This is a genomic window from Pseudarthrobacter sp. NPDC058196 (genome assembly GCF_042882685.1).
GTDB lineage: Bacteria > Actinomycetota > Actinomycetes > Actinomycetales > Micrococcaceae > Arthrobacter.
On record NZ_JBHVVN010000005.1, the window covers coordinates 183616 to 203619 of the forward strand.

Genomic DNA, 20004 nt, shown 5'->3' on the forward strand with positions numbered 1-20004 from the left:
ATGACTGTTACTGAAACCCAGATCCCTGCCCCGAAGGCGCCCACCACCGTGGAGCACGTCCTGACCCTCGACTGCGCCGAGGGCCCCGGCATCGTGCACGCCGTCTCCGGCTTCCTGCTGGAACACGGCTGCGACATCATCGACAACAAGCAGTTCGGTGAGCGCTCCGAAGGCCACTTCTTCATGCGGGTGCACTTCGTTTCCGAGGGCGACGATTCCACCTTGCAAGTCCTGCGGGACTCGTTTGCCCCGGTCGCGGACAAGTTCGGCATGCGGTGGCAGCTGGAACGCCAGGGCTCCAAGCGCAAGGTGCTGATCATGGTGTCCAAGTTCGGGCACTGCCTCAACGACCTGCTGTTCCGTGCCCGGATCGGCGAACTGCCGGTGGACGTGGTGGCCGTGGTGTCCAACCACCGGGACCACCAGGCCCTGGTGGAGTGGCACGGCATCCCGTTCCACCACATCCCGGTCACGGCCGCCACGAAACCCGAGGCCGAGGCGCAGCTGATGGAGCTGGTGGACGGGCTGGAGGTGGAACTGGTGGTCCTGGCCCGCTACATGCAGGTGCTCAGCGACGACCTCACCCGGAAGCTCGACGGCCGGGCCATCAACATCCACCACTCGTTCCTGCCCAGCTTCAAGGGCGCCAAGCCGTACCACCAGGCCTACGCGCGGGGCGTCAAGACCGTGGGCGCCACAGCGCACTACGTCAATGCTGAACTGGACGAAGGGCCCATCATTGCGCAGCAGGTGGTGGAGGTGGACCACACCTACGGGCCCGAGGACCTGGTGGCCGCCGGGCGTGACACCGAATGCAAGGCACTCTCCAACGCGGTGAAATGGCACTGCGAGGGCAGGGTCCTGCTGCAGGGCAACCGCACGGTGGTGCTGCGGTAGGCGGATCCAACTGAATAACGACGGCGCGGCCGGCTTCCCCTCCCGGGGAGGCCGGCCGCGTTTTGTTGTGCCCGGCTGACTCTCCCCATGTTTAAGCGCGCCCGACGGCGTGTCCCCGCCACACGCCGTCGGCTGTGGGTGGTGCGGGCGGCAAGGTGGGGAATTTCGGCGCGGACGCGGCGGGCGGGAGGATGCCCGGACCGGCGCTGCGCTGATGGACAACAACTGATCGCTGGTGGACAAAGCGGAAATCCCCGCCGCTGCCAAGCTGGATTCCACAGCAACCCTCCCGAGCTCATGACCGTTAAGAAGGATCCAATGAGTATTTCGAATTCCGAGACCCGGACCGCTGACGCTCCGGCCAAGGAGCATTCCACCGCCCTCCGCGCCGGCAGCATCGGCGTGCTCGGCATCCTGTTCTTCGTCCTGTCCGCCCAGGCGCCCCTGACGGGGATCGTGGGTGCCTCGCCGCTGGCGGCGGCGCTGGGCAACGGTGCCGGCGCCCCGGGCGCGTACCTGATCGTGGGCATAGTCATCGTGATCTTCGCCGTCGGCTTTGTGGCCATGAGCCGGAAGATCCAGGCGAACGGCGCCTTCTACGCCTACGTGACGGCAGCTTTTGGCAGGCGGACCGGAGCCGGCGCGGCCTGGCTGGCCCTGCTGGCCTACAGCACCGTCCAGGCCGCCATGTACGGGCTGTATGGTGCGGCCTTCTCCGGGCTCCTGGCTTCGATCGGCCTGGAGGTGCCGTGGTGGCTGCTGGCCCTGGCCACCATGGCGGGCGTCCAGGTGCTGGGCTCCCTCAACATCGAACTCGGCGCCCGCGTCCTGGCCGTGCTGGTGGGCCTGGAGGTGGCCATCCTGCTGATGTTCGGCTTCACCGTGCTGTTCCACGGCGGCGGGCCGGAGGGCATCAGCGTTGCGGCGTCCTTTTCCCCGGAAGCGATCGGTGCCGGCGCCCCCGGCGTTGCCATCATGTTTGCCGTGGCGTCCATGTTCGGCTTCGAGTCCACTGCCATCTACTCCGCCGAGGCCAAGGATCCGCACCGCACCGTTGCCAGGGCCACATACCTCTCGGTGGGGGTGATCTCGGTGTTCTTCGCCTTCATCTCCTGGATGCTGGTCAGCTACTACGGGCCCTCCCAGGTGATGGACGCCGCCGGCGCCGCCCTCGAGTCCGGGGATGCCACGTCCTTCGTGCTGGGTCCGCTGGTGGAACTGTTCGGTCCCTGGGCGGGCGTCGTGGCCGGCATCCTGCTGGTCACCTCGCTGCTCGCCGGGATCATCGCCTTCCACAATGGCATCAACCGGTACCTCCACTCCCTGGCCCTGCGCGGTTCCATGCTAGCCGTCCTCGCCCGGACCAACCGGCACCGGGCACCTGCGGCGGCCGCCTGGGTCCAGTCCGCCACCGCCGTCGTCCTGGTGGTGCCGTTCGCCATCCTGGCGATGGACCCCGTGCTGACCCTGTTCTCCTGGTTCAGCGGCCTGGCCGTGGCGGCGCTGTTGGTGCTGTACATGCTCTGCTCAGCCGCCGTCGTCGCGTTCTTCCGCCGGGAACATGCCGGAGCAGGGCTGTGGCAGACCCGGATTGCCCCGGTCGTGGCGGCAGTCCTGCTGGCATGGGTCCTTTACCTGGTGGTCAGTAATTTCACCGCCCTCATTGGGGGCAATGCCGAGACGGCCACAGCCCTGCTCGCGGCGGTCCCGGTGGTCTTCCTGGCCGGGGTTCTGGTGGAATGGGTCATCCAGCGCCGCCACTCGGCTTCCCTGGGCCACGCCATCACCTAGCAGGCGCTGGATTTCCGGCACTGGCCCGGCGCGGAACCTTTGGTCCACGCCGGGCCAGTGCGCGTGCCGCGACGAACAGGATGGCCCCGATCAGCGCAGCACCCCACGCCGCGGCGGGGGAGGCGGGCCAGAACCCTGCCAGGCCAAGGAGTGCCGGAATTGTGGCCGACACCGGTGCGGCCAGCACCAAAGCCCAGCCCGTGAAACGTTCAAGCCGCACTGCGCCGAGGGCCAGGCAGGCGAACAGCAGGGCCCACAGCACGGACCAGCACACCCACAGCACCGCGAGCAGTGGGTCTGCGCCCAGCCAGGCGGTGGCCAGCAGCGCGCCGCAGAACGCCACCAGCCCGCAAAACCAGCCCAGGCCGCGTGACCCGAGACCCAGCAGCACGTCCAGGCCCGAGTACAGATAGGTGGCTCCGAACAGGAACATGCCGGCTGCCGTGAGGAGCGGCGCCGGAGCGTTCCCGGCGGCAGAGACAAAGACGACGGCGAGCACCAGCTGGGTGCCGCCCACCAGCAGGTTGAGGGCGGCGGCGTCGCGGCGGGGAACGTGCCCGAGGGTCGCCAGCCCGTTGGCCAATAGTGCGGCACCGGAGAGCAGGAGGCAAATGAAAGGCATCAGCGGCCCTCTTCCCGAATAACCAGCGCAAGGTGAAACTTCTTTGTCACCCGACGGACGTTAGCGGAAGCGGTGGCATGGTGCCCAGCGGGCCCTGGTCGTAATCGGTGGGGAGGGCCGGATGCCCCCTACTAGGCGCTTTTGCGCCACTCGCTGGGTGAGGCGCCGAAGGCATCGCGGAAGGTGCGGCTGAAGTGGGCTGCGTCCAGGAAACCCCAGCGGGCCGCAACCGCGCCGACGGGCTGCCCCGCGTGGAGCGGGTCCCGGAGTTCGCGGCGGGCGCCCTCAAGCCTCTGGGTCTTGATCCAGCTGGCCACCGTGGTCCCGGACTCGTGAAAGACGTTGTGCAGGTGCCGGGTGGAGATGAAATGTGCGGCTGCGATGCTCGCCGGGGACAACAGCGGGTCCGACAGGTTCGCCTCGATGTATTCGCGGACCGAGACGGCCAGCAGCGCCTGCGGCTTCATCCGGTCCGGCTTTATATCCATTTCCGCATGCAGCATGGTGGACACCAGGTCCAGGGCGTTCGTTGCCAGCCGTGACCCGCTGGGTCCGTTCAGGACGTCCAGGTCTTCCGACAGCTGGCGGATGAACTGCCCGACCAGGCCGCTCAGGCCTCCGCTGCCCATCCGCACGGCCGCCAGCTGCCCCACATAGTCGGCAGGCAGGGAGACGGCGTCGCAGGGGAACATCAGCACCATGATCCGGGTCGTGTCCTCGAACGCGAGGGTGTACGGACGGTTGGTGTCGTAGATGGCCAGGTCCCCGGGCTGAAGCACGGCTTCGCGGTTGTCCTGGATCAGCAGCCCGGTGCCCTCCAGTTGCAGGTTGAGCTTGAAATAGCGTTCATGGGCCTGCGCGATCAGCGCCGGGGTGCGGTGGACTTCGTGCGAGGTGGCGGTCACTTCGACAATGGACATCCGGTCCAGCACCCGGGAGCACATCCGGCCCTGGAAGCCGTCCACGTCAGCTGTTTGGGCGGTGAGGGGCACGAAGGACTCCGCCACAAGGTGCTTCCAGTGGTCAAAGGATGCCGCAATGCTCGCGGTTACGTCCTGGCGTTCGGGCCGGGTAACTTTTCCGGCTGTAGCTGTTGCTGGCATGGATGTTCCTTGCGACAGATGGCCACCTGATGTTCCCCCGTACTGTGTCCTGCGGCACAGTACGTTCAGGTTAACGCGGGCCGAATCTTTTTTCAACGGTTGGCGAAAAAAGAAAAGTGCGGCTGCCTGTCAGGCGTTTCCAAGCTTCCCGTGGCATGATCCGCGCATGAACGCCGTCGCCGCTTCCCAGGACCGCCACCGCAACTTCAATTCCCCCGCGCATCATTCCCGGCTGCGGATGGTGGTGATGCTCGCCGTCGGTGTGGTGGTGGCGCTGGCTGTGGGAGCCTTTGGCCACTGGGCCTATGCGCCCGCCCTTGGCTGGGCCGCCGCGTCTGCCACGTACCTGATCTGGGTCTGGAGCGTCATCCGGCACCTGGGCCCGGGTGCAACGGCGGCCCATGCCCGGCGGGAGGATCCCGGCCGGGTCTTCTCGGACACGTTGGTCCTCAGTGCCACGGTGGCCAGTTTTGCCGGGGTGGCCCTGATCCTGCTGGATGCCTCCAATTCGCAGGGCATGAGCAAGGATGCCACGGTGGCCATGGCCCTGGGCAGCATTGCCCTGTCCTGGTTCCTGGTCCACACCCTGTTCACGCTCCGGTACGCGGCCATCTACTACCGCGACGGGACCGGCGTAGATTTCAATGAGGAAACCCAGCCCCGCTATGCGGACTTCGCGTACCTGGCCTTCACTGTTGGCATGACCTTCCAGGTATCGGATACCGACCTGAAGACCAACGCCATCCGCTCCACCGTCCTGCGGCAGGCCCTGCTGTCCTACCTGCTGGGGGCCATCGTCCTGGCAACCACCATCAACCTGGTGTCGGGCCTTATCCACTAAGCCCCCGGGTGGGTGCGGATTGGCTCCGTTAACGCCGATGGGTGCAGCTCCTGCTGGAGCTGCACCCATTGTATGAGGCGTCAATTAATCCTTCTTGAAGGCATCCTTGACTTTTTCGCCGGCCTGCTTGATGTCGGCTTTTGCCTGGTCGCCCTGGCCTTCAGCCTTCAGGCTTTCATCGCCCGTGGCGTTGCCGGCGGCTTCCTTGCCCTTGCCGCCAAGCTTCTCTGCAGCGTTGCCGATCTTGTCGTCCAAACCCATGGAGATGCTCCTAACAGTTCGTGCTCGCTCCGGTCTGCACCAGAACCTGACCACACAATAGTAAGCATACTTTCGAGTTTGGGACTCATTTGCCGCCTGGAATTTTGCCCAGCAGGGCGAGATAGCCTTCCAGTTGCGCGGCGTGGCCGAACTCCAGTTGACCCTCCGGCGCAAGGGCGGCCTCGATCTGGGCCCCCAGCAGCATGTTCAGCAACTGGCCGGCGAGGACGGAGTCGGCGATGCCGGCATTTACGTCGCCGCGGTTCCTTGCCTCGCCGAGGAAGCTGCAAATAGCGGCCAGCCATTCCGCCATGGATTCCCGGTGGATATCCGCCTTCCGGGGATCGCTGACAGCCTTCTGCCAGAACGGGATGACCACCCGCGCTTCATTGATGCGCTCCTCATCGAGGGGGAGGACCTCCAGGCAAAAGGCCCGGAGCGCCTCCAGTCCGGCCTTGCCTGCAGTCACCTGGGCGATGCGTTGGTTGGTCCGGTTGAACACATGGCTGAAGGCGAACTCCAGCAGCGTGTCCTTCGTGGGGAAGTAGGGCTTCAGGGCGCCGTTGGCGAAGCCGGCCTCCATGGCAATCTCGCGCATGGTGGCACTTTCCAGCCCCTGCCGGGCGATGATCCGCCAGGTGGCATCCACGAGCTCCAGCCGGCGCTCGTCATGGTCAACAATCTTCGGCACGGCGGCCACTCCCCGGAAATTTCTTTGCCCAACCTCTTGTGAGCCATGTTACGGACGTTTATTCTCTACAACTATAGAAAATAAACCCAGCGGCCGGCAACGGCCCGGACGAAGGTTCACTCCATGACGCTTGCACCCACCGACACTGCATCAGCCTCTGCCTACGGGCCGGTCACGGCGCAGGAAATCCTGGACGTACGCTCCATCCTGCAGTCGGAAGGCCACCTGGGCCCGCAGCACAGGATCGCCTACCTGGGCCTGCTGGATCCTGCGCGCGGCACCGATCCAGCGGCGGCGGACCGGCGCTTCCGCGTCTTCATCCACGATGTCTCAGGTGCTGCGCCGCGCGACGTCGAGGTCTCCGCCACCGGACAGAAGGTACTCACCGCCGTCGAACTGGACACCGCGGTGACCGGCGAGCTCCCGGTCCTCGAGGAGGAGTTCGAAGTGGTGGAAGCCCTGCTGGCCACGGACGAACGGTGGCTCAAAGCGCTCGCGGACCGCGGGCTGGAGGCAGGCAAGGTGCGGGTGGCCCCGCTGTCCGCCGGCGTCTTCGAGTACGCCGAAGAAAAGGGCCGCCGGATCCTCCGCGGTCTGGCGTTCGTGCAGGAGTTCCCGGAGGACAGTGCCTGGGCGCACCCGGTGGACGGCCTGGTGGCCTATGTGGATGTGGTCAGCAACGAGGTCACCCAGGTAATCGACCTTGGCGTGATGCCCGTCCCGGCCGAACACGGCAACTACACCGACCCGGAGTTGACCGGCCCGCTGCGGACCACCCAAAAGCCCATCAGCATCACCCAGCCCGAGGGCCCCAGTTTCACTGTCACCGGCGGCAACCATGTCGAATGGGAAAAGTGGAGCGTCGACGTCGGCTTCGACGTCCGCGAGGGCGTGGTGTTGCACAACCTTGCCTTCCAGGACGGCGACCGGAAGCGGCCCATCATCAACCGGGCCTCCATCGCCGAGATGGTGGTTCCCTACGGTGACCCGTCGCCGGTCCGGTCCTGGCAGAACTACTTCGACACTGGCGAATACCTGGTGGGCCAGTACGCAAACTCCCTTGAACTGGGCTGCGACTGCCTGGGCGAGATCACCTACCTCAGCCCTGTCATCTCCGACGCGTTCGGCAACCCGCGGGACATCCGCAACGGTATCTGCATGCATGAGGAGGACTGGGGCATCCTTGCCAAGCACTCCGACCTCTGGAGCGGCGTCACCTACACCCGCCGCAACCGCCGCCTGGTGATCTCCTTCTTCACCACCATCGGCAACTACGACTACGGCTTCTACTGGTACCTCTACCTGGACGGCACCATCGAATTCGAGGCCAAGGCCACCGGCGTCGTCTTCACCTCGGCGTACCCGGAGGGCGGTTCGGACAACATCTCCCAGCTGGCCCCCGGCCTGGGCGCGCCGTTCCACCAGCACCTCTTCAGCGCCCGGCTGGACATGGCCATCGACGGGTTCACCAACCGGGTGGAGGAGGAAGACGTGGTCCGTCAGGCCCTGGGGCCGGGCAACGAGCGCGGCAACGCCTTCTCCCGCAAGCGCACCGTGCTGGCGCGTGAGTCCGAAGCCGTCCGCGAGGCCGACGCTCGCGCCGGCCGCACCTGGATCATCTCCAACCCCGAATCCCGCAACCGGCTGGGTGAACCAGTAGGCTACAAACTCCACTCGCACAACCAGCCCACGCTGCTCGCGGACCCCGCTTCTTCGATCGCCCGCCGGGCAGCCTTCGCCACCAAGGACCTCTGGGTCACCCGCTACGCGGACAAGGAACGCTACCCCACCGGTGACTTCGTCAACCAGCACGCCGGCGGCGCTGGCCTGCCGGCCTACGTGGCGCAGGACCGCGACCTTGACGGCCAGGACATCGTGGTCTGGCATACCTTCGGCCTCACCCACTTCCCCCGGGTGGAGGACTGGCCCATCATGCCCGTGGACACTGTGGGCTTCAGGCTTCGCCCGGAAGGCTTCTTCGACCGCAGTCCGGTGCTGGATGTCCCCGCCAACCCGAACCGGCAGGCCGCGTCCTGCCACACTGAGGGCGGCAGCGGTGGCTGCCACTAGCGCCGCCCCAGCCCCAGCGCCGGCCCCCACGCCGCCAGCAAGCGGCACGGCGGAACGAAGGACGACGACGGCGGCCCGGGCCCGAGCCGGTACTCCCGTCTTTCATCCCCGGCTCGCAGCCGTGGTCACCGCCGTTTCCTGCGCAATGCACGTCTGGCTGGCCGCCGCAGGCACCCATGGTGCGTGGCTCAGCGCCCTCATGCTGGCCCTTGCCGCGGTCTGCGTCCCCTGCGCCGTCCATATCTGGCGGCACCGCGGGGTGGCCGCACTTCACAAGGTCACCGCGGCCGCCGTGGCCATGGCCGCCGTCCACGCGGCACTCCTGCTGGGAGCCGGCGGTGCCGGCCACGCGCACGGTGCAGTGCCGTCGTCGTCCACTGGTGCCGGGCCCGGCGGCAGCGCGCAGCTGCTGCTGGTCATCGGCCTGGAACTGGGAACCGCACTGGTGGCCGCCACGCTGGTGGCGAGGCTGCGCCGGCGTTAGGCGGCGCTAAAAAGCCAGGCTGCGTGCGGCGGAAAGGTGCCGGCGCGCAGCCTGGCGTTTGTTCGGTGTCAGGCGGGCTTGGCGTACTCGGCCGCACTCATGACTTCATAGCCAATGAACGTCTCATCGTTTTCCACCCAGGCGTCGTGGCCGGCCGGAATGGAGTAGGCGTCTCCGGCGTGGATGGTGGTGCGGGTGCCGTCGTCCAGCTGGACGGTCAGGGTCCCGGCGGTGCAGAAGCCAAGGTGGTTGTTTTGGCAGCTGTCGGTGTGGACCACGGTTTTGACCGTTTCGGACCAGCGCCAGCCCGGTTCGAAGGTGAGCCGGCCCAGGGTGGCGCCGCCAATGTTGACCACGTCCACTTGGGTCTTGGGCGGACGGCGCTTCTCGTCGGCGTCGTTGAAGGACTTGGTTTCAAGGTCCTTGACCGTTACTGCAGGCATTTCTGGCTCCTCGAAAGGGAGTGGTTATGAAATTCGCCCACGGGCGCTGAGCCGCTCAGGGAATCACGGTCCGGCGGGGCGGGAAGTGCCCGTCCGGAACCCGCCGGACTGTGCATCGCAACGATTTCAATCTGCTCCCCGGCGCAGGCGATGTCAATGCCGGCCGGCCCCTTCGAACCGCTCCCGGGCCCGGGTGGTCACGGCCGGGCCGAGCGGTCCGGCCCGGGCTGCGCCGCCCACTTCACGCCGTTGGCCAGCACCCGTTGGACCTGGGGGGGTACACGGGCCGGAAGCGTGACTGCGCGACGCCGCCCCTCGCTCCCGGGTCCGAAACATGCAATTAACACGCAGGCCGGACGCGTGAAACGTCATCTTGGCTAATCTGGTGCAACAAGGTTTACTCTTAGCTAACACCGAGCCGGACAGGAATGTTTCGATGACCAGTGTCGCAACCCCTGCGGTAACCCCCGCCACCCCAGCCGCCCCTGCGACCCGTGCGGATGCCGCCGGGATTTCCCTCAAGGACATTGCCCGCGCCCACGATGTCCGCTTCCTGCTGGCCACTTTCGTGGACATGACCGGCAAACCCTGCGCCAAGCTGGTGCCGGTGGAAGCCGCCGACGAACTCGAGTGCGGCGCCATGGGCTTCGCCGGCTACGCCGCGGGCCTCATCGGCCAGAAGCCCCAGGACGCGGACCTGATCGCCGTCCCGGACCTCGCCTCGTTCACCCCGGTGCCCTTCATCAAGGAGGGCCTGGCCATCATCCACTGCGACCCGCACGTCAACGGCCGGCCCTGGCCTTACGCGCCGCGCGTCATCCTCAAGAACGCCCTGGCCCGCCTGGCGGACCACGGGATGCAGGCCAAGGTGGGCGCCGAGGTGGAATACTTCCTGGTCACCAGGAACGACGACGGGACGCTTGCCACCGCCGACACGCGCGACGATTCGCCCCGCCCCTGCTACGACGCCCGCGGTGTGACCCGGATGTACGAGCACCTGACCGCCATCAGCACGGCGATGAACTCGCTGGGCTGGGGCAACTACGCCAACGACCACGAGGACGCCGCAGGCCAGTTTGAGCAGAACTTCGCGTACGCGGACGCCCTCACCACCGCAGACCGCGTCATCTCGCTCCGCTACATCCTGAACATCCTGGCCGAGCAGCGGGGCATGACCGCCACCTTCATGCCCAAACCGTTCACGGACCGCACCGGAACCGGGCTGCACTTCCACCTCTCGCTGTGGTCAGGTGCGGATGCGCTGTTCCCGGCGCGGGCGGGAGCGGACGACGGCGGGCGGAGCCTTGGGCTCTCCGGCCTCGCCTATTCCTTCATTGGCGGGCTTCTGGACCATGCCCCTGCCCTGCAGGCTTTCCTCGCCCCCACCGTGAACTCCTACAAGCGCAGCGGCGCCACCACCAGCTCCTCCGGCGCCACCTGGTCGCCGCGGAAGGCGTCCTTCGGCGGGAACGACCGCACGCACATGATCCGCGTCCCCGACAACAACCGGATCGAACTGCGGTCCGGCGACGGGTCTGCCAATCCCTACCTTGCGATTGCCACCGCCATCGCGGCAGGCCTGGACGGGGTGGACAATTCCACCGACCCCGGCACGCCGTACGGCCCAGGCGAGTCCAAACCGGACGCCCACTTCCTGCCGCCCACCCTGCTGCACGCCGTCGAAGCGCTCCGCCGTGACCCGGTGATCCTGGCCAGCCTCAGCGGCGACCCGGAAATCGGCACGTACTACGCCGCCGCCAAGGAGGAAGAGTTCCTGAACTGGCACAACCAGGTCAGCGACTGGGAAATCCGCACCTACCTCACCTCCATCTGATCCCTACTTCGCAAAGGACTTTCCATGTGCGGAATCGCCGCGCTGCAGCTGCGCAACCCCTCGCTGCACCCCCAAATGGGCGCCCTGCTGTCCTCGATGCTCTGCCAGATCGTGGACCGCGGACCGGACTCCGCCGGCCTCGCCGTCTACAACACCCCCGGCCTGGTGTCCCCGGGCAGGTCCACCTTGAGCCTGCTCGGCAGGGACCAGGGCATGACGACGGCGGCCATCACCGAAGGCGTCGCGTCGCTCCTGCCGTCTGACGCCGCACCAGCCGTGCAGGTGGTGGGTGACACCACCTTGGTGGGCGCCGCCGTCGGCACCGACCTCCTCGCCAAGGCAGTCAACGAAACCCTGCCCGCCGCCACCGTGATCGGCCGCGGCGAGCATGTGGCCGTCATGAAGAGCGTGGGCCACCCGATGGAGATCGCCGCCGAGCACGGGCTGGAAACGATGGCCGGCAGCCAGGGCCTGTCCCACACCCGGATGGCCACCGAATCGGCCGTCACCGCGGGCGGCTCGCACCCCTTTTCCGTGGCCGACGACCTCTGCCTGGTACACAACGGCTCCTTCTCCAATCACGCCACGGTCCGGCGGAACTTGAAGCGAGAGGGCGTGGTGTTCGACTCCGAGAATGACACCGAGGTGGGCGCCCGCTACGTCGCCTCCCGGCTGCAGCAGGGCGACACCCTCGAGGAGGCGCTGGTGAACCTCGGCAAGGCCTTGGACGGCTTCTACACCCTGGTGGTCACCACCGCGGACAGCATGGCAGTGGTCCGCGACCCCATCGCCTGCAAGCCGGCCATCATCGCCGAAACCGAGGACTACGTGGCCATGGCCTCCGAATACCGCGCCCTCGCCGGGCTGCCCGGCATCGACAACGCCCGCATCTTTGAACCGGAACCCGGAAAGGTCTACACATGGTCACTCTGACAGCCCCCGAAGCCGCCGCGCCTGAAACAACTGCCACTGCCGCCGCCACGCCCGCGGTGCTCGACCTCGCCGAGGTCCCGGTCCGCGACCTGAACCAGGCCCTGCACAACGCCGTGGACGGCCAGGCCTGGACCGTCACCAACCCCGGCGGCAAGCACAGCCTCGCCGTGGGCATCAACGCGGACGTCTCGGTGACCATCGACGGCCACGCCGGGTATTACGCCGCCGGGATGCACCAAAAGGGGAGCGTGGCCATCACCGGCAATGCCGGCGTCGGACTGGCGGAAAACATCATGTCCGGCCGCGTCCACGTGAAGGGCGATGCGTCCCAGTCCGCCGCCGCCACCGGCCACGGCGGCCTGGTGGTCATCGACGGGAACGCCGGTGCCCGCTGCGGGATCTCCATGAAGGGCGTGGACATCGTGGTGGGCGGCAACATCGGCCACATGTCCGCGTTCATGGCGCAGGCCGGCCGGCTGGTGGTCTGCGGCGATGCCGGTGATGCCCTGGGCGACTCCATCTACGAGGCCCGGATCTACGTCAAAGGCTCTGTCGCCTCCCTGGGCGCCGACTGCATCGAAAAACCGCTCCGCGAAGAGCACCTGGCCGAACTCGCGGAACTGCTCGCCGCCGCCGGCCGCACCGAGAACCCCTCCGATTTCAAGCGCTACGGCTCCGCCCGGAACCTCTACCACTTCCACGTCGACAACTCGACCGCCTACTAGGAGGCTCCCGTGACCATCACTTCCCTCCCCGCCCCCGCCCAGGCACCCGCCGACGTCGCCGAACTCGGCCTGCGCGAGTCCGCCACCTTCGACCGCGCCACCATCGCCGACATCCAGCGGGCTGCCGCCACCGGCGTGTACGACATCCGCGGCTGGGGCGCCAAGCGCAAGGTCCCGCACTTTGACGACCTCCTCTTCCTGGGCGCCTCGATGTCCCGCTACCCGCTGGAGGGCTACCGCGAAAAGTGCGATACCGACGTCGTCCTCGGGGACCGGCACGCCAGCCGCCCGCTGCACCTGCAGACCCCGGTGACCATCGCCGGCATGAGCTTCGGCGCCCTGTCCGCCAACGCCAAGGAGGCGCTGGGCCGCGGCGCCTCCGAGGTGGGAACCTCCACCACCACGGGCGACGGCGGCATGACGACTGAGGAGCGCGGCCAGTCAAAGCACCTGGTGTACCAGTACCTGCCCTCCCGCTACGGCATGAACCCGGACGACCTCCGCAAAGCCGACGCGATCGAGATCGTCCTCGGCCAGGGCGCCAAGCCCGGCGGCGGCGGCATGCTCCTCGGCCAGAAGATCACCGAACGCGTGGCCGGCATGCGCACCCTGCCCGTGGGCATCGACCAGCGCTCCGCCAGCCGCCACCCGGACTGGACCGGCCCTGACGACCTCGAAATCAAGATCGGCGAACTGCGCGAAATCACCGACTGGAAGACTCCCATCTACGTCAAGATCGGCGCCTCCCGGCCCTATTACGACACCGCGCTGGCCGTGAAATCCGGCGCCGACGTGGTGGTCGTCGACGGCATGCAGGGCGGCACCGCCGCAACGCAGCAGGTGTTCATCGAGAACGTCGGGATCCCCACCCTCGCCGCCATCCCGCAGGCCGTCCAGGCCCTCCAGGAACTCGGCGTGCACCGGAAGGTCCAGCTCATCGTCTCCGGCGGCATCCGCACCGGCGCCGACGTCGCCAAGGCCCTGGCCCTGGGCGCGGACGCCGTCGCCATCGGCACCGCAGCCCTGATCGCGCTCGGCGACAACGATCCCCGCTACGCCGCCGAATACGCCGCCCTCGGTTCGGCGGCCGGTTTCTACGACGACTTCCAGGACGGCCGCGACCCCGCCGGCATCACCACCCAGGACCCTTCGCTTGCTTCACGGCTGGACCCGGTGGCCGCGGGACGCCGGCTGGCCAACTACCTCCGCGTGCTCACGATGGAAGCCCAGACCATCGCCCGGGCCTGCGGAAAGTCCCACCTGCACAACCTGGAACCCGAGGACCTCGTGGCACTGACCATCGAAGCGTCCGCCATGGCCCGCGTGCCGCTGGCCGGCACCAGCTGGATCCCCGGAGTCCAGGGGAGCTTCTGATGCCTGACACTTCTTCCGACGCGTCGGATTATGTGGTGGTGGGCGCCGGCCTGGCGGGCGCCGCCACCGCCTGGCAGCTCGCCGCCCGCGGCCACCAGGTCACGCTCCTGGAACGCGACGTCCCCGCCGCGCACGACGGCAGCTCCCACGGCTCCGCCCGGATCTTCCGCTACGCCTACCCGGATCCGTTCTACGCCCGTGCCGTCCTGGAATCGAAGGCACTCTGGGACGGGCTCGGCGCCGAGGCCGGTACCGAACTGATCAGCTCCGTCGGAGCCGTGGATTACGGGCCGAAGCGAAATCCGGCACAGCTCGCGGAGGTGCTCGGCGCCGTCGGAATCGACCACGAGCTGCTCTCCGCTGCCGAAGCCCGGAACCGCTGGCCGCACATCGCCTTCGACACCGAGGTGCTCTGGCACCCCGGTGCCGGCGTGATCGACGCCGAAACCTCCGTGAACGCGATGGTGGATCTCGCCGTCCGCAACGGTACCCGGGTCCTCACCGGCTGGAAGGTGGCCCGCGTGGAAACCCACGGCACCGGCTACCGCGTGCGCTCGGCGGCAGGCAGCACCATCGACGCCGCCAACATCGTGGTCAGCGCCGGGGGCTGGTTGCCGCAGCTGCTGGACTCGCTGCCGCTTCCGGCGGGCTTCCTGGCCGGGCTGCCGGAATTCACCGTGCGGCAGGAGCAGGCGTTCCACTTCCGGTACAGGGATCACGACGGCGGGCCGGCCGCGGGTGCCCCGGGCTGGCCCACCTTCATCCACAAGGCCGCCGGCATCCAGGCCTACGGGCTGCCCGGCGGACGGGACGCCGGCTTTGCCGGGCAGAAAGTGGCGGAGTACAACGGCGGCCCGCGCATCGCGTCGGCGGCGGCCCAGACCGGAACGGTGGACCCGGCCAGCCGCGCCCGCGTGACGGACTACGTCCGCCGCTACCTGCCCGGCCTGGACCCTGAGCCCTACGCCGAAACCACCTGCCTGTTCACCAACACCCCCACCGAGGACTTCCTGATTGACCGGGCGACCAACCTCACCATCGTCTCGCCCTGCTCCGGACACGGGGCCAAATTCGCGCCACTGATCGGCCACTGGGCCGCGGACCTCGCCACCGGCACCGGAACGGTTCCGGACAGGTTCCGCAGCGCCACCTCCGCGGCGCTGACCACGTAGAACGGAACACCGTGAGCCTTTTCCAGCCAACAACCGCGCCGGCGGTCCCCGCTGAAACCACCAGCGCCCCCACCGTGGCCGGCCTCCTCAAGGACATTTCGGGGGTGGGCCGGGACAACACCCGCGGCGGCTACTCGCGCCCGGTGTTCTCCACCGCCGAGACCGACCTCCGGGCCTGGTTCATCGAACAAGCCCGCCGGCGCGGCCTCGACGTCCAGACGGACTCCAACGGGATCATCTGGGCCTGGTGGGACACGGCTTCAGGGGTGCGGGAGGACGCCGTCGCCACCGGCAGCCACCTCGATTCCGTTCCCGGCGGCGGTGCGTACGACGGACCGCTGGGGGTCGCCTCGGCGCTGGTCGCCGTCGACCTCCTCAAGGCCCGCAACTTCCAGCCCCGGCGTCCCCTGGCCCTCGCGGTCTTCCCGGAAGAGGAGGGCTCGCGGTTCGGCGTTGCCTGCCTCGGCTCACGGCTCCTTACCGGCCAATTGGACGCCACCAAAGCCCGCAACCTCAAGGACCCGGCCGGCAACACCTATGCCGAGGTGGCCGCCGCGAACGGCCAGGACCCGCGGTTCATCGGAGCGGACCACTCGGCCCTTCAGCGGCTCGGAATGTTCGTCGAGCTCCACGTGGAGCAGGGCAGGGGGCTGATCGACCTCCACCAGCCCGTGGCCATCGGATCCTCCATCCTGGGGCACGGCCGCTGGAAGCTGAGCATCACGGGGGAGGGGAACCATGCCGGCACCACGCTCATGAAGGACCGCAAGGACCCCATGGTCGCCGCCGCCAAAGTCATGGTCTCCATCCGGGATGCCGCCCGCAAATACCGTGACGCCCGGGCCACCGTAGGCCGGCTGCAGCCCGTCCCCGGCGGCACCAACGTCATCGCCTCCCGGGTGGACCTGTGGATCGACGTCCGCCACCCGGAGGACTCGGTCACCGCCGCACTGGTCGAAGCGATCGGACAGAACGCCCAGGTCCTCGCCGCGGAAGAAGGCTGCACAGCCAGCCTGGGTACGGAGTCGCTGAGTCCCACGGTGCATTTCGACGGCGGCCTCCGGGACCGGCTGCAGCAGCTCCTGCCTGCCGCCCCGGTGCTGGACACCGGCGCCGGCCACGACGCCGGTGTGTTGGCCGCGCACCTGCCCACAGCCATGCTGTTTGTCCGCAACCCCACGGGCGTCTCGCATTCGCCGGACGAACTCGTCGACGACGGGGACGCCGAAGCCGGCGCACTTGCCCTGGCGGACTCCCTTGCCGGACTGCTGGGCGAGGCAGCGTGACCGGCCAGGACCGTCGTCGTACGCCGGGCCTCCCGCCGCCCGCCTAAGATGGCAAACATGACCGAAGAGGCCGGGGACCAGGCAGCCGAACAGCCCGCAGAGGACGTTGCCAGCCAGGTTGCCGGCCGGCTGGAGCAGGTCATTGCGGCGCAGGTCCGGCACTACCGTACGTCGGCCGGCTTGTCGTCGGCCGAGCTCGCAGCCAGGACCGGCCTGTCCAAGGCCATGATCTCCCGGGTGGAAACCGCCACCACCTCCTGCTCCCTCACCACCTTGCAGCGGCTGGCCGATGGACTGAAGGTTCCCGTCACCGCTTTGTTCCGGGGCGCGGACACCGACCGGGACGCCACCTTCACCAAGAGCGGCCAGGGCAGCCTCACCGTCCGCAGCGGCACCCAGCACGGCCACGAATACCGCGTCCTGGGCACGTTGAAGGGCCGCAGCGACGCCATCGAACCCACGCTGGTGACCCTCACGGACGCTTCCGACGTCTTTCCCCTGTTCCAGCACCCGGGCACGGAGTTCATTTACATGCTCTCCGGCAGGATGGTGTACGGCCACGGCTCCTACGAGTATGCGATGGAGGCCGGGGACTCGTTGCTCCTGGACGGTGAAGGCCCGCACGGCCCGCTGGAGCTCCTGGACCTTCCCATCCAGTTCCTGGCGGTTTCCGCCAAGTAGCGCCGCCCGTTACTGGTGCCCCCTGCTGTAGCTTCCTGCGTGCTGCGGGACCCCTGAAACTCGCCTGTGGATGACCGAAACGATCATTTAACACACCGGAAACCCACCCGGGAATTGCCGCCATACAGTTGGAATCAGACGGCAACAGCCGCCCCTCCCGCTGAACGTGGTTTCTCCGGCCACGTCCCTCCGCAGAGCGGCTCTGACGGCAAACGACCGTTCTCTCTTCGCATCACGAAAGGGGTTTCCCATGGATTCGGGAAATGTCGCTTGGATTTTGGCCAGCTCGGCGCTGGTGTGCATGATGATCCCCGCCCTGGCCCTGTTTTACGGGGGCATGGTGGGGTCGCGCCGCATTCTGAACATGATGATGATGTGCTTCGGCGGCGCCAGCCTGGTAGCCGTCCTCTGGGCACTGTTCGGCTACTCGATGGCCTTCGGCAACTCCGTTGGCGGCCTGGGCCTGATCGGTGACGTCACCGAATTCCCCGGCATGGGGCAGCTGTTGGCCAAGGATGATTCGGCGTCCATCCCGGTCATCCTGTTCGCAGCGTTCCAGCTGTTCTTCGCCTGCGTGACCACCGCATTGGTTGCCGGGGCTGCCGCCGGCCGCATGAAGTTCGGCGCCTGGATGGTGTTCGCCGGCATCTGGGCCACTGTGGTCTACTTCCCCATCGCGCACTGGGTGTTCGCGTTCGACTCCGCGGACGGCAGCACGGTGGGCGGCTGGATCGCCAACGGCATCAAGGCCATCGACTTCGCCGGCGGCACCGCGGTGCACATGAACGCCGGCGCCGCCGCGCTGGCCCTGGCCCTGGTCCTGGGCAAGAGCTCCGGCTGGCCGAAAATGGAACACACGAAGCCGCACAGCCGGCCCCTGGTCCTGGTGGGCGCCGGCCTGCTGTGGGTGGGATGGTTCGGCTTCAACGCCGGCTCCGCGCTCGCCGCCGGCCAGTCCGCGGCCGTGGTCTTCCTCAACACCGCCGTCGCCGCCTCCGCCGGCCTGCTTGCCTGGGCCCTCGTGGAGCGGGTCCGCCACGGCGCCGCCACCAGCATGGGCGCCGCCTCCGGCCTGATCGCCGCACTGGTGGCCATTACCCCTGCCTGTGGCGCGGTCAGCCCGCTGGGTGCACTGGCCATCGGCGCCATCGCCGGGGCCGTCTGCTCGCTGGCCATCGAATGGAAGTTCCGCCTGGGCTTCGACGATTCGCTTGACGTCGTGGGCGTCCACCTCGTCGGCGGCATCCTGGGCACCCTGCTGATCGGCCTTTTCGCCACCGACAAGGCCCCGAACGGCGTCAGTGGCCTGTTCTACGGCGGCGGCTTCGACCTGCTCGGCGTCCAGGCGATCGCCACCGTCAGCGTCCTGGTCTACTCCTTCGGGATCACCTGGCTCCTTGCCAAGATCCTTGACAAGGCGATGGGCGGCCTGCGCATCAAGCCCGAGGACGAACTGCGCGGCATCGACCTCGCAGCACACTCCGAGCTTGCCTACCTTACGGATGAGGACCCGGTGGAACTGGGCTCGCCGCAGCGGGTGTAACCCCCGCAACGCGCCGGGCGCCCGCCTGCTGGGGGCGGCGCCCGGTGGACGCTTCCGCGTCACGGGTCCCAGCGCACGAGTCAGGGCCAAACCTTGGACCGGTGCCGGCAGCCGCCGGCTTATAGTTCCAGGGTTTGGCCCTTCGTCGTGCCTTGCCTACTGTTCCGTGCAGGCCAGGATCCCGCCGCGCACTTCGAGCACCGCGGCACGGACGTGGCTGAGGCGGGTGCACGGGTCCGGCGCCATGGTGCCGATGTCCTCCCCGCCCCAGCAGGGATGCGTGAAGTAGACCAGCAGCGCGCGGTCCGTGCCATCGCCGGACCTTTCACCGGGTGCCCCGTCCCCGGGGCGGCTTTTTTCCGAACGGGGCAGCGTCGCCGGGAGGGGCACCACGTCCGCGTGGCGTCCGACGACGGCCCGTCCGTCCCAGGATTCCGGCGCCGTGAGGATCAGCCCGCCCAAGTGCTCCTGCCGGGTCCAGTTTCCGGTGCCGTCCACCGAGCGGTACACCGCCTGGCCGCGCCATTCGTCCACGATCATCCAGTAGCTCCCGCCGAGCCGGAAGACCTTGGGGCCTTCGTGCGGGCGGCCCGGGATGGCCACGCCTTCGAGGACCCACGACGACGGGCGGTCCGGGGTGTCGCTGACCGCGCTGAAGGTATTGGAACCGCGGGCCTCGTCCTTGTACCAGAGCCGGTACCTGCCGTCTCCACACCGGGCCACGGCCGCGTCGATCACCCGCGGCGAGTCCAGGCCGATGGCGCCCAGGTACTCCCACTTCTCCAGGTCACAGCTGGCGAACTGCACGATTTCCGCTTTCCCTGTCCAGTCCGTCCGCCGCCCGCCCAAGACCGTCAGGTACATGATCCACCGGTTGCCGATGCGGACGACGTCGGGGGCCCAGAGGGTTGCCGGGAGTTCCGTTCCGGGCGGGATGAGCCCCTCAACGGTGCCCTGGTAGCGCCAGGTGGCGCCGCCGTCGGACGACCTCGCAACGCCGATGCCGGTGCCGTGAACCCACTCGACGCCTGTCAGCCCTGGCGCTGTGGCGCGCCGCTGGGTGTAGAAGAGGACCCACTCGCCGTTGAGGTGGTCGGCGACGAGGATGGGGTCCGTGGGGCCGTCCCACACCGGATCACGGTACGGGAGGGTGAAGGCGTCCGCGCGCAGGGGCGGCGGTGCTGCCGGGGCAACGGTTTCCTGGGCAGCCTGCTGCTGGTCCACAATTTTCTCCAACGTTGTATTTTGCGCTG

At 68.0% G+C, this 20004-nt stretch carries 19 protein-coding genes; 13 read left to right on the forward strand and 6 right to left on the reverse strand.

The features are described from left to right. The gene (gene purU / locus ACFVVC_RS09010) at nt 1–897 is read left to right on the forward strand and encodes a formyltetrahydrofolate deformylase (protein ID WP_387451560.1); all 897 of its coding nucleotides are present in this window, start codon (nt 1–3) and stop codon (nt 895–897) included. A 318-nt stretch (nt 898–1215) separates the two neighbouring features. Continuing rightward, on the forward strand, nt 1216–2688 hold the full coding sequence (locus ACFVVC_RS09015; RefSeq protein WP_387451563.1) for an APC family permease: 1473 nt from the start codon (nt 1216–1218) through the stop codon (nt 2686–2688). Here the strand turns inward: ACFVVC_RS09015 and ACFVVC_RS09020 are convergent. Beyond that, entirely contained in the window at nt 2681–3310 is a 630-nt protein-coding gene (locus tag ACFVVC_RS09020; protein WP_387451566.1) for an AmiS/UreI family transporter, read from the reverse strand. The two genes, ACFVVC_RS09015 and ACFVVC_RS09020, sit on opposite strands and share 8 nt — an antisense overlap. Nucleotides 3311–3441: 131 nt before the next feature. Beyond that, nucleotides 3442–4413, reverse strand: a complete 972-nt coding sequence (locus tag ACFVVC_RS09025) for a helix-turn-helix domain-containing protein (RefSeq protein WP_387451569.1) — start codon at nt 4411–4413, stop codon at nt 3442–3444. 166 nt (nt 4414–4579) lie between these two features. On the opposite strand from ACFVVC_RS09025, the gene ACFVVC_RS09030 reads away from it, so the two are divergent. Beyond that, nucleotides 4580–5254, forward strand: coding sequence for a DUF1345 domain-containing protein (locus ACFVVC_RS09030; protein ID WP_387451572.1), 675 nt, complete (start codon nt 4580–4582; stop codon nt 5252–5254). Between the two features lie 84 nt (nt 5255–5338). On the opposite strand, the gene ACFVVC_RS09035 is transcribed toward ACFVVC_RS09030, so the two are convergent. Further along, nucleotides 5339–5515 (reverse strand): CsbD family protein, encoded by a 177-nt coding sequence (locus ACFVVC_RS09035; protein ID WP_387451575.1) that lies wholly within the window; start codon nt 5513–5515, stop codon nt 5339–5341. Between the two features lie 85 nt (nt 5516–5600). Continuing rightward, the gene (locus ACFVVC_RS09040; protein ID WP_387451578.1) at nt 5601–6206 is read right to left on the reverse strand and encodes a TetR/AcrR family transcriptional regulator; all 606 of its coding nucleotides are present in this window, start codon (nt 6204–6206) and stop codon (nt 5601–5603) included. A 123-nt stretch (nt 6207–6329) separates the two neighbouring features. Here ACFVVC_RS09040 and ACFVVC_RS09045 point away from each other — a divergent pair, with 123 nt between their 5' ends. After that, nucleotides 6330–8276, forward strand: a complete 1947-nt coding sequence (locus tag ACFVVC_RS09045; RefSeq protein WP_387451581.1) for a primary-amine oxidase — start codon at nt 6330–6332, stop codon at nt 8274–8276. Nucleotides 8277–8397: 121 nt separating this feature from the next. Then, complete coding sequence (locus ACFVVC_RS09050; protein ID WP_387451584.1) at nt 8398–8760, forward strand: hypothetical protein; 363 nt, start codon at nt 8398–8400, stop codon at nt 8758–8760. Between the two features lie 68 nt (nt 8761–8828). On the opposite strand, the gene ACFVVC_RS09055 is transcribed toward ACFVVC_RS09050, so the two are convergent. After that, the gene (locus ACFVVC_RS09055; RefSeq protein WP_387451587.1) at nt 8829–9203 is read right to left on the reverse strand and encodes a cupin domain-containing protein; all 375 of its coding nucleotides are present in this window, start codon (nt 9201–9203) and stop codon (nt 8829–8831) included. Between the two features lie 436 nt (nt 9204–9639). Between ACFVVC_RS09055 and glnT the strand changes: the two genes are divergently transcribed. The 8 genes from glnT (at nt 9640) to ACFVVC_RS09095 (ending at nt 18751) form a co-directional block, all read left to right on the forward strand. Next, the gene (glnT, locus tag ACFVVC_RS09060; RefSeq protein ID WP_387451589.1) at nt 9640–11037 is read left to right on the forward strand and encodes a type III glutamate--ammonia ligase; all 1398 of its coding nucleotides are present in this window, start codon (nt 9640–9642) and stop codon (nt 11035–11037) included. A 24-nt stretch (nt 11038–11061) separates the two neighbouring features. Next, nucleotides 11062–11970, forward strand: coding sequence for a glutamine amidotransferase (locus ACFVVC_RS09065; protein ID WP_387451592.1), 909 nt, complete (start codon nt 11062–11064; stop codon nt 11968–11970). Beyond that, entirely contained in the window at nt 11958–12695 is a 738-nt protein-coding gene (locus ACFVVC_RS09070) for a protein glxC (RefSeq protein WP_387451595.1), read from the forward strand. Before ACFVVC_RS09065 ends, ACFVVC_RS09070 begins: the two co-directional genes overlap by 13 nt. A 9-nt stretch (nt 12696–12704) precedes the next feature. Next, nucleotides 12705–14069: an FMN-binding glutamate synthase family protein gene (locus ACFVVC_RS09075; RefSeq protein WP_387451598.1), complete on the forward strand. Its 1365-nt coding sequence runs from the start codon at nt 12705–12707 to the stop codon at nt 14067–14069. Beyond that, on the forward strand, nt 14069–15241 hold the full coding sequence (locus tag ACFVVC_RS09080) for an FAD-dependent oxidoreductase (protein ID WP_387451601.1): 1173 nt from the start codon (nt 14069–14071) through the stop codon (nt 15239–15241). Before ACFVVC_RS09075 ends, ACFVVC_RS09080 begins: the two co-directional genes overlap by 1 nt. Before the next feature lie 11 nt (nt 15242–15252). Beyond that, the gene (locus ACFVVC_RS09085; protein ID WP_387451604.1) at nt 15253–16527 is read left to right on the forward strand and encodes an allantoate amidohydrolase; all 1275 of its coding nucleotides are present in this window, start codon (nt 15253–15255) and stop codon (nt 16525–16527) included. Between the two features lie 57 nt (nt 16528–16584). Continuing rightward, nucleotides 16585–17208 (forward strand): helix-turn-helix domain-containing protein, encoded by a 624-nt coding sequence (locus ACFVVC_RS09090; protein WP_387451607.1) that lies wholly within the window; start codon nt 16585–16587, stop codon nt 17206–17208. A gap of 250 nt (nt 17209–17458) precedes the next feature. After that, nucleotides 17459–18751: an ammonium transporter gene (locus tag ACFVVC_RS09095; RefSeq protein WP_387451610.1), complete on the forward strand. Its 1293-nt coding sequence runs from the start codon at nt 17459–17461 to the stop codon at nt 18749–18751. Between the two features lie 156 nt (nt 18752–18907). On the opposite strand, the gene ACFVVC_RS09100 is transcribed toward ACFVVC_RS09095, so the two are convergent. Further along, on the reverse strand, nt 18908–19978 hold the full coding sequence (locus ACFVVC_RS09100; RefSeq protein ID WP_387451916.1) for a glycoside hydrolase: 1071 nt from the start codon (nt 19976–19978) through the stop codon (nt 18908–18910). Nucleotides 19979–20004: the final 26 nt, after the last annotated feature.

What these genes read in the sequence shown, in the direction of transcription:
- purU (WP_387451560.1), top strand. Translation starts at nt 1, where the DNA reads ATGACTGTTACTGAAACCCAGATCCCTGCCCCGAAGGCGCCCACCACC.
- ACFVVC_RS09015 (WP_387451563.1), top strand. Translation starts at nt 1,216, where the DNA reads ATGAGTATTTCGAATTCCGAGACCCGGACCGCTGACGCTCCGGCCAAG.
- ACFVVC_RS09020 (WP_387451566.1), bottom strand. Translation starts at nt 3,310, where the DNA reads ATGCCTTTCATTTGCCTCCTGCTCTCCGGTGCCGCACTATTGGCCAAC.
- ACFVVC_RS09025 (WP_387451569.1), bottom strand. Translation starts at nt 4,413, where the DNA reads ATGCCAGCAACAGCTACAGCCGGAAAAGTTACCCGGCCCGAACGCCAG.
- ACFVVC_RS09030 (WP_387451572.1), top strand. Translation starts at nt 4,580, where the DNA reads ATGAACGCCGTCGCCGCTTCCCAGGACCGCCACCGCAACTTCAATTCC.
- ACFVVC_RS09035 (WP_387451575.1), bottom strand. Translation starts at nt 5,515, where the DNA reads ATGGGTTTGGACGACAAGATCGGCAACGCTGCAGAGAAGCTTGGCGGC.
- ACFVVC_RS09045 (WP_387451581.1), top strand. Translation starts at nt 6,330, where the DNA reads ATGACGCTTGCACCCACCGACACTGCATCAGCCTCTGCCTACGGGCCG.
- ACFVVC_RS09055 (WP_387451587.1), bottom strand. Translation starts at nt 9,203, where the DNA reads ATGCCTGCAGTAACGGTCAAGGACCTTGAAACCAAGTCCTTCAACGAC.
- glnT (WP_387451589.1), top strand. Translation starts at nt 9,640, where the DNA reads ATGACCAGTGTCGCAACCCCTGCGGTAACCCCCGCCACCCCAGCCGCC.
- ACFVVC_RS09065 (WP_387451592.1), top strand. Translation starts at nt 11,062, where the DNA reads ATGTGCGGAATCGCCGCGCTGCAGCTGCGCAACCCCTCGCTGCACCCC.
- ACFVVC_RS09070 (WP_387451595.1), top strand. Translation starts at nt 11,958, where the DNA reads ATGGTCACTCTGACAGCCCCCGAAGCCGCCGCGCCTGAAACAACTGCC.
- ACFVVC_RS09080 (WP_387451601.1), top strand. Translation starts at nt 14,069, where the DNA reads ATGCCTGACACTTCTTCCGACGCGTCGGATTATGTGGTGGTGGGCGCC.
- ACFVVC_RS09090 (WP_387451607.1), top strand. Translation starts at nt 16,585, where the DNA reads ATGACCGAAGAGGCCGGGGACCAGGCAGCCGAACAGCCCGCAGAGGAC.
- ACFVVC_RS09095 (WP_387451610.1), top strand. Translation starts at nt 17,459, where the DNA reads ATGGATTCGGGAAATGTCGCTTGGATTTTGGCCAGCTCGGCGCTGGTG.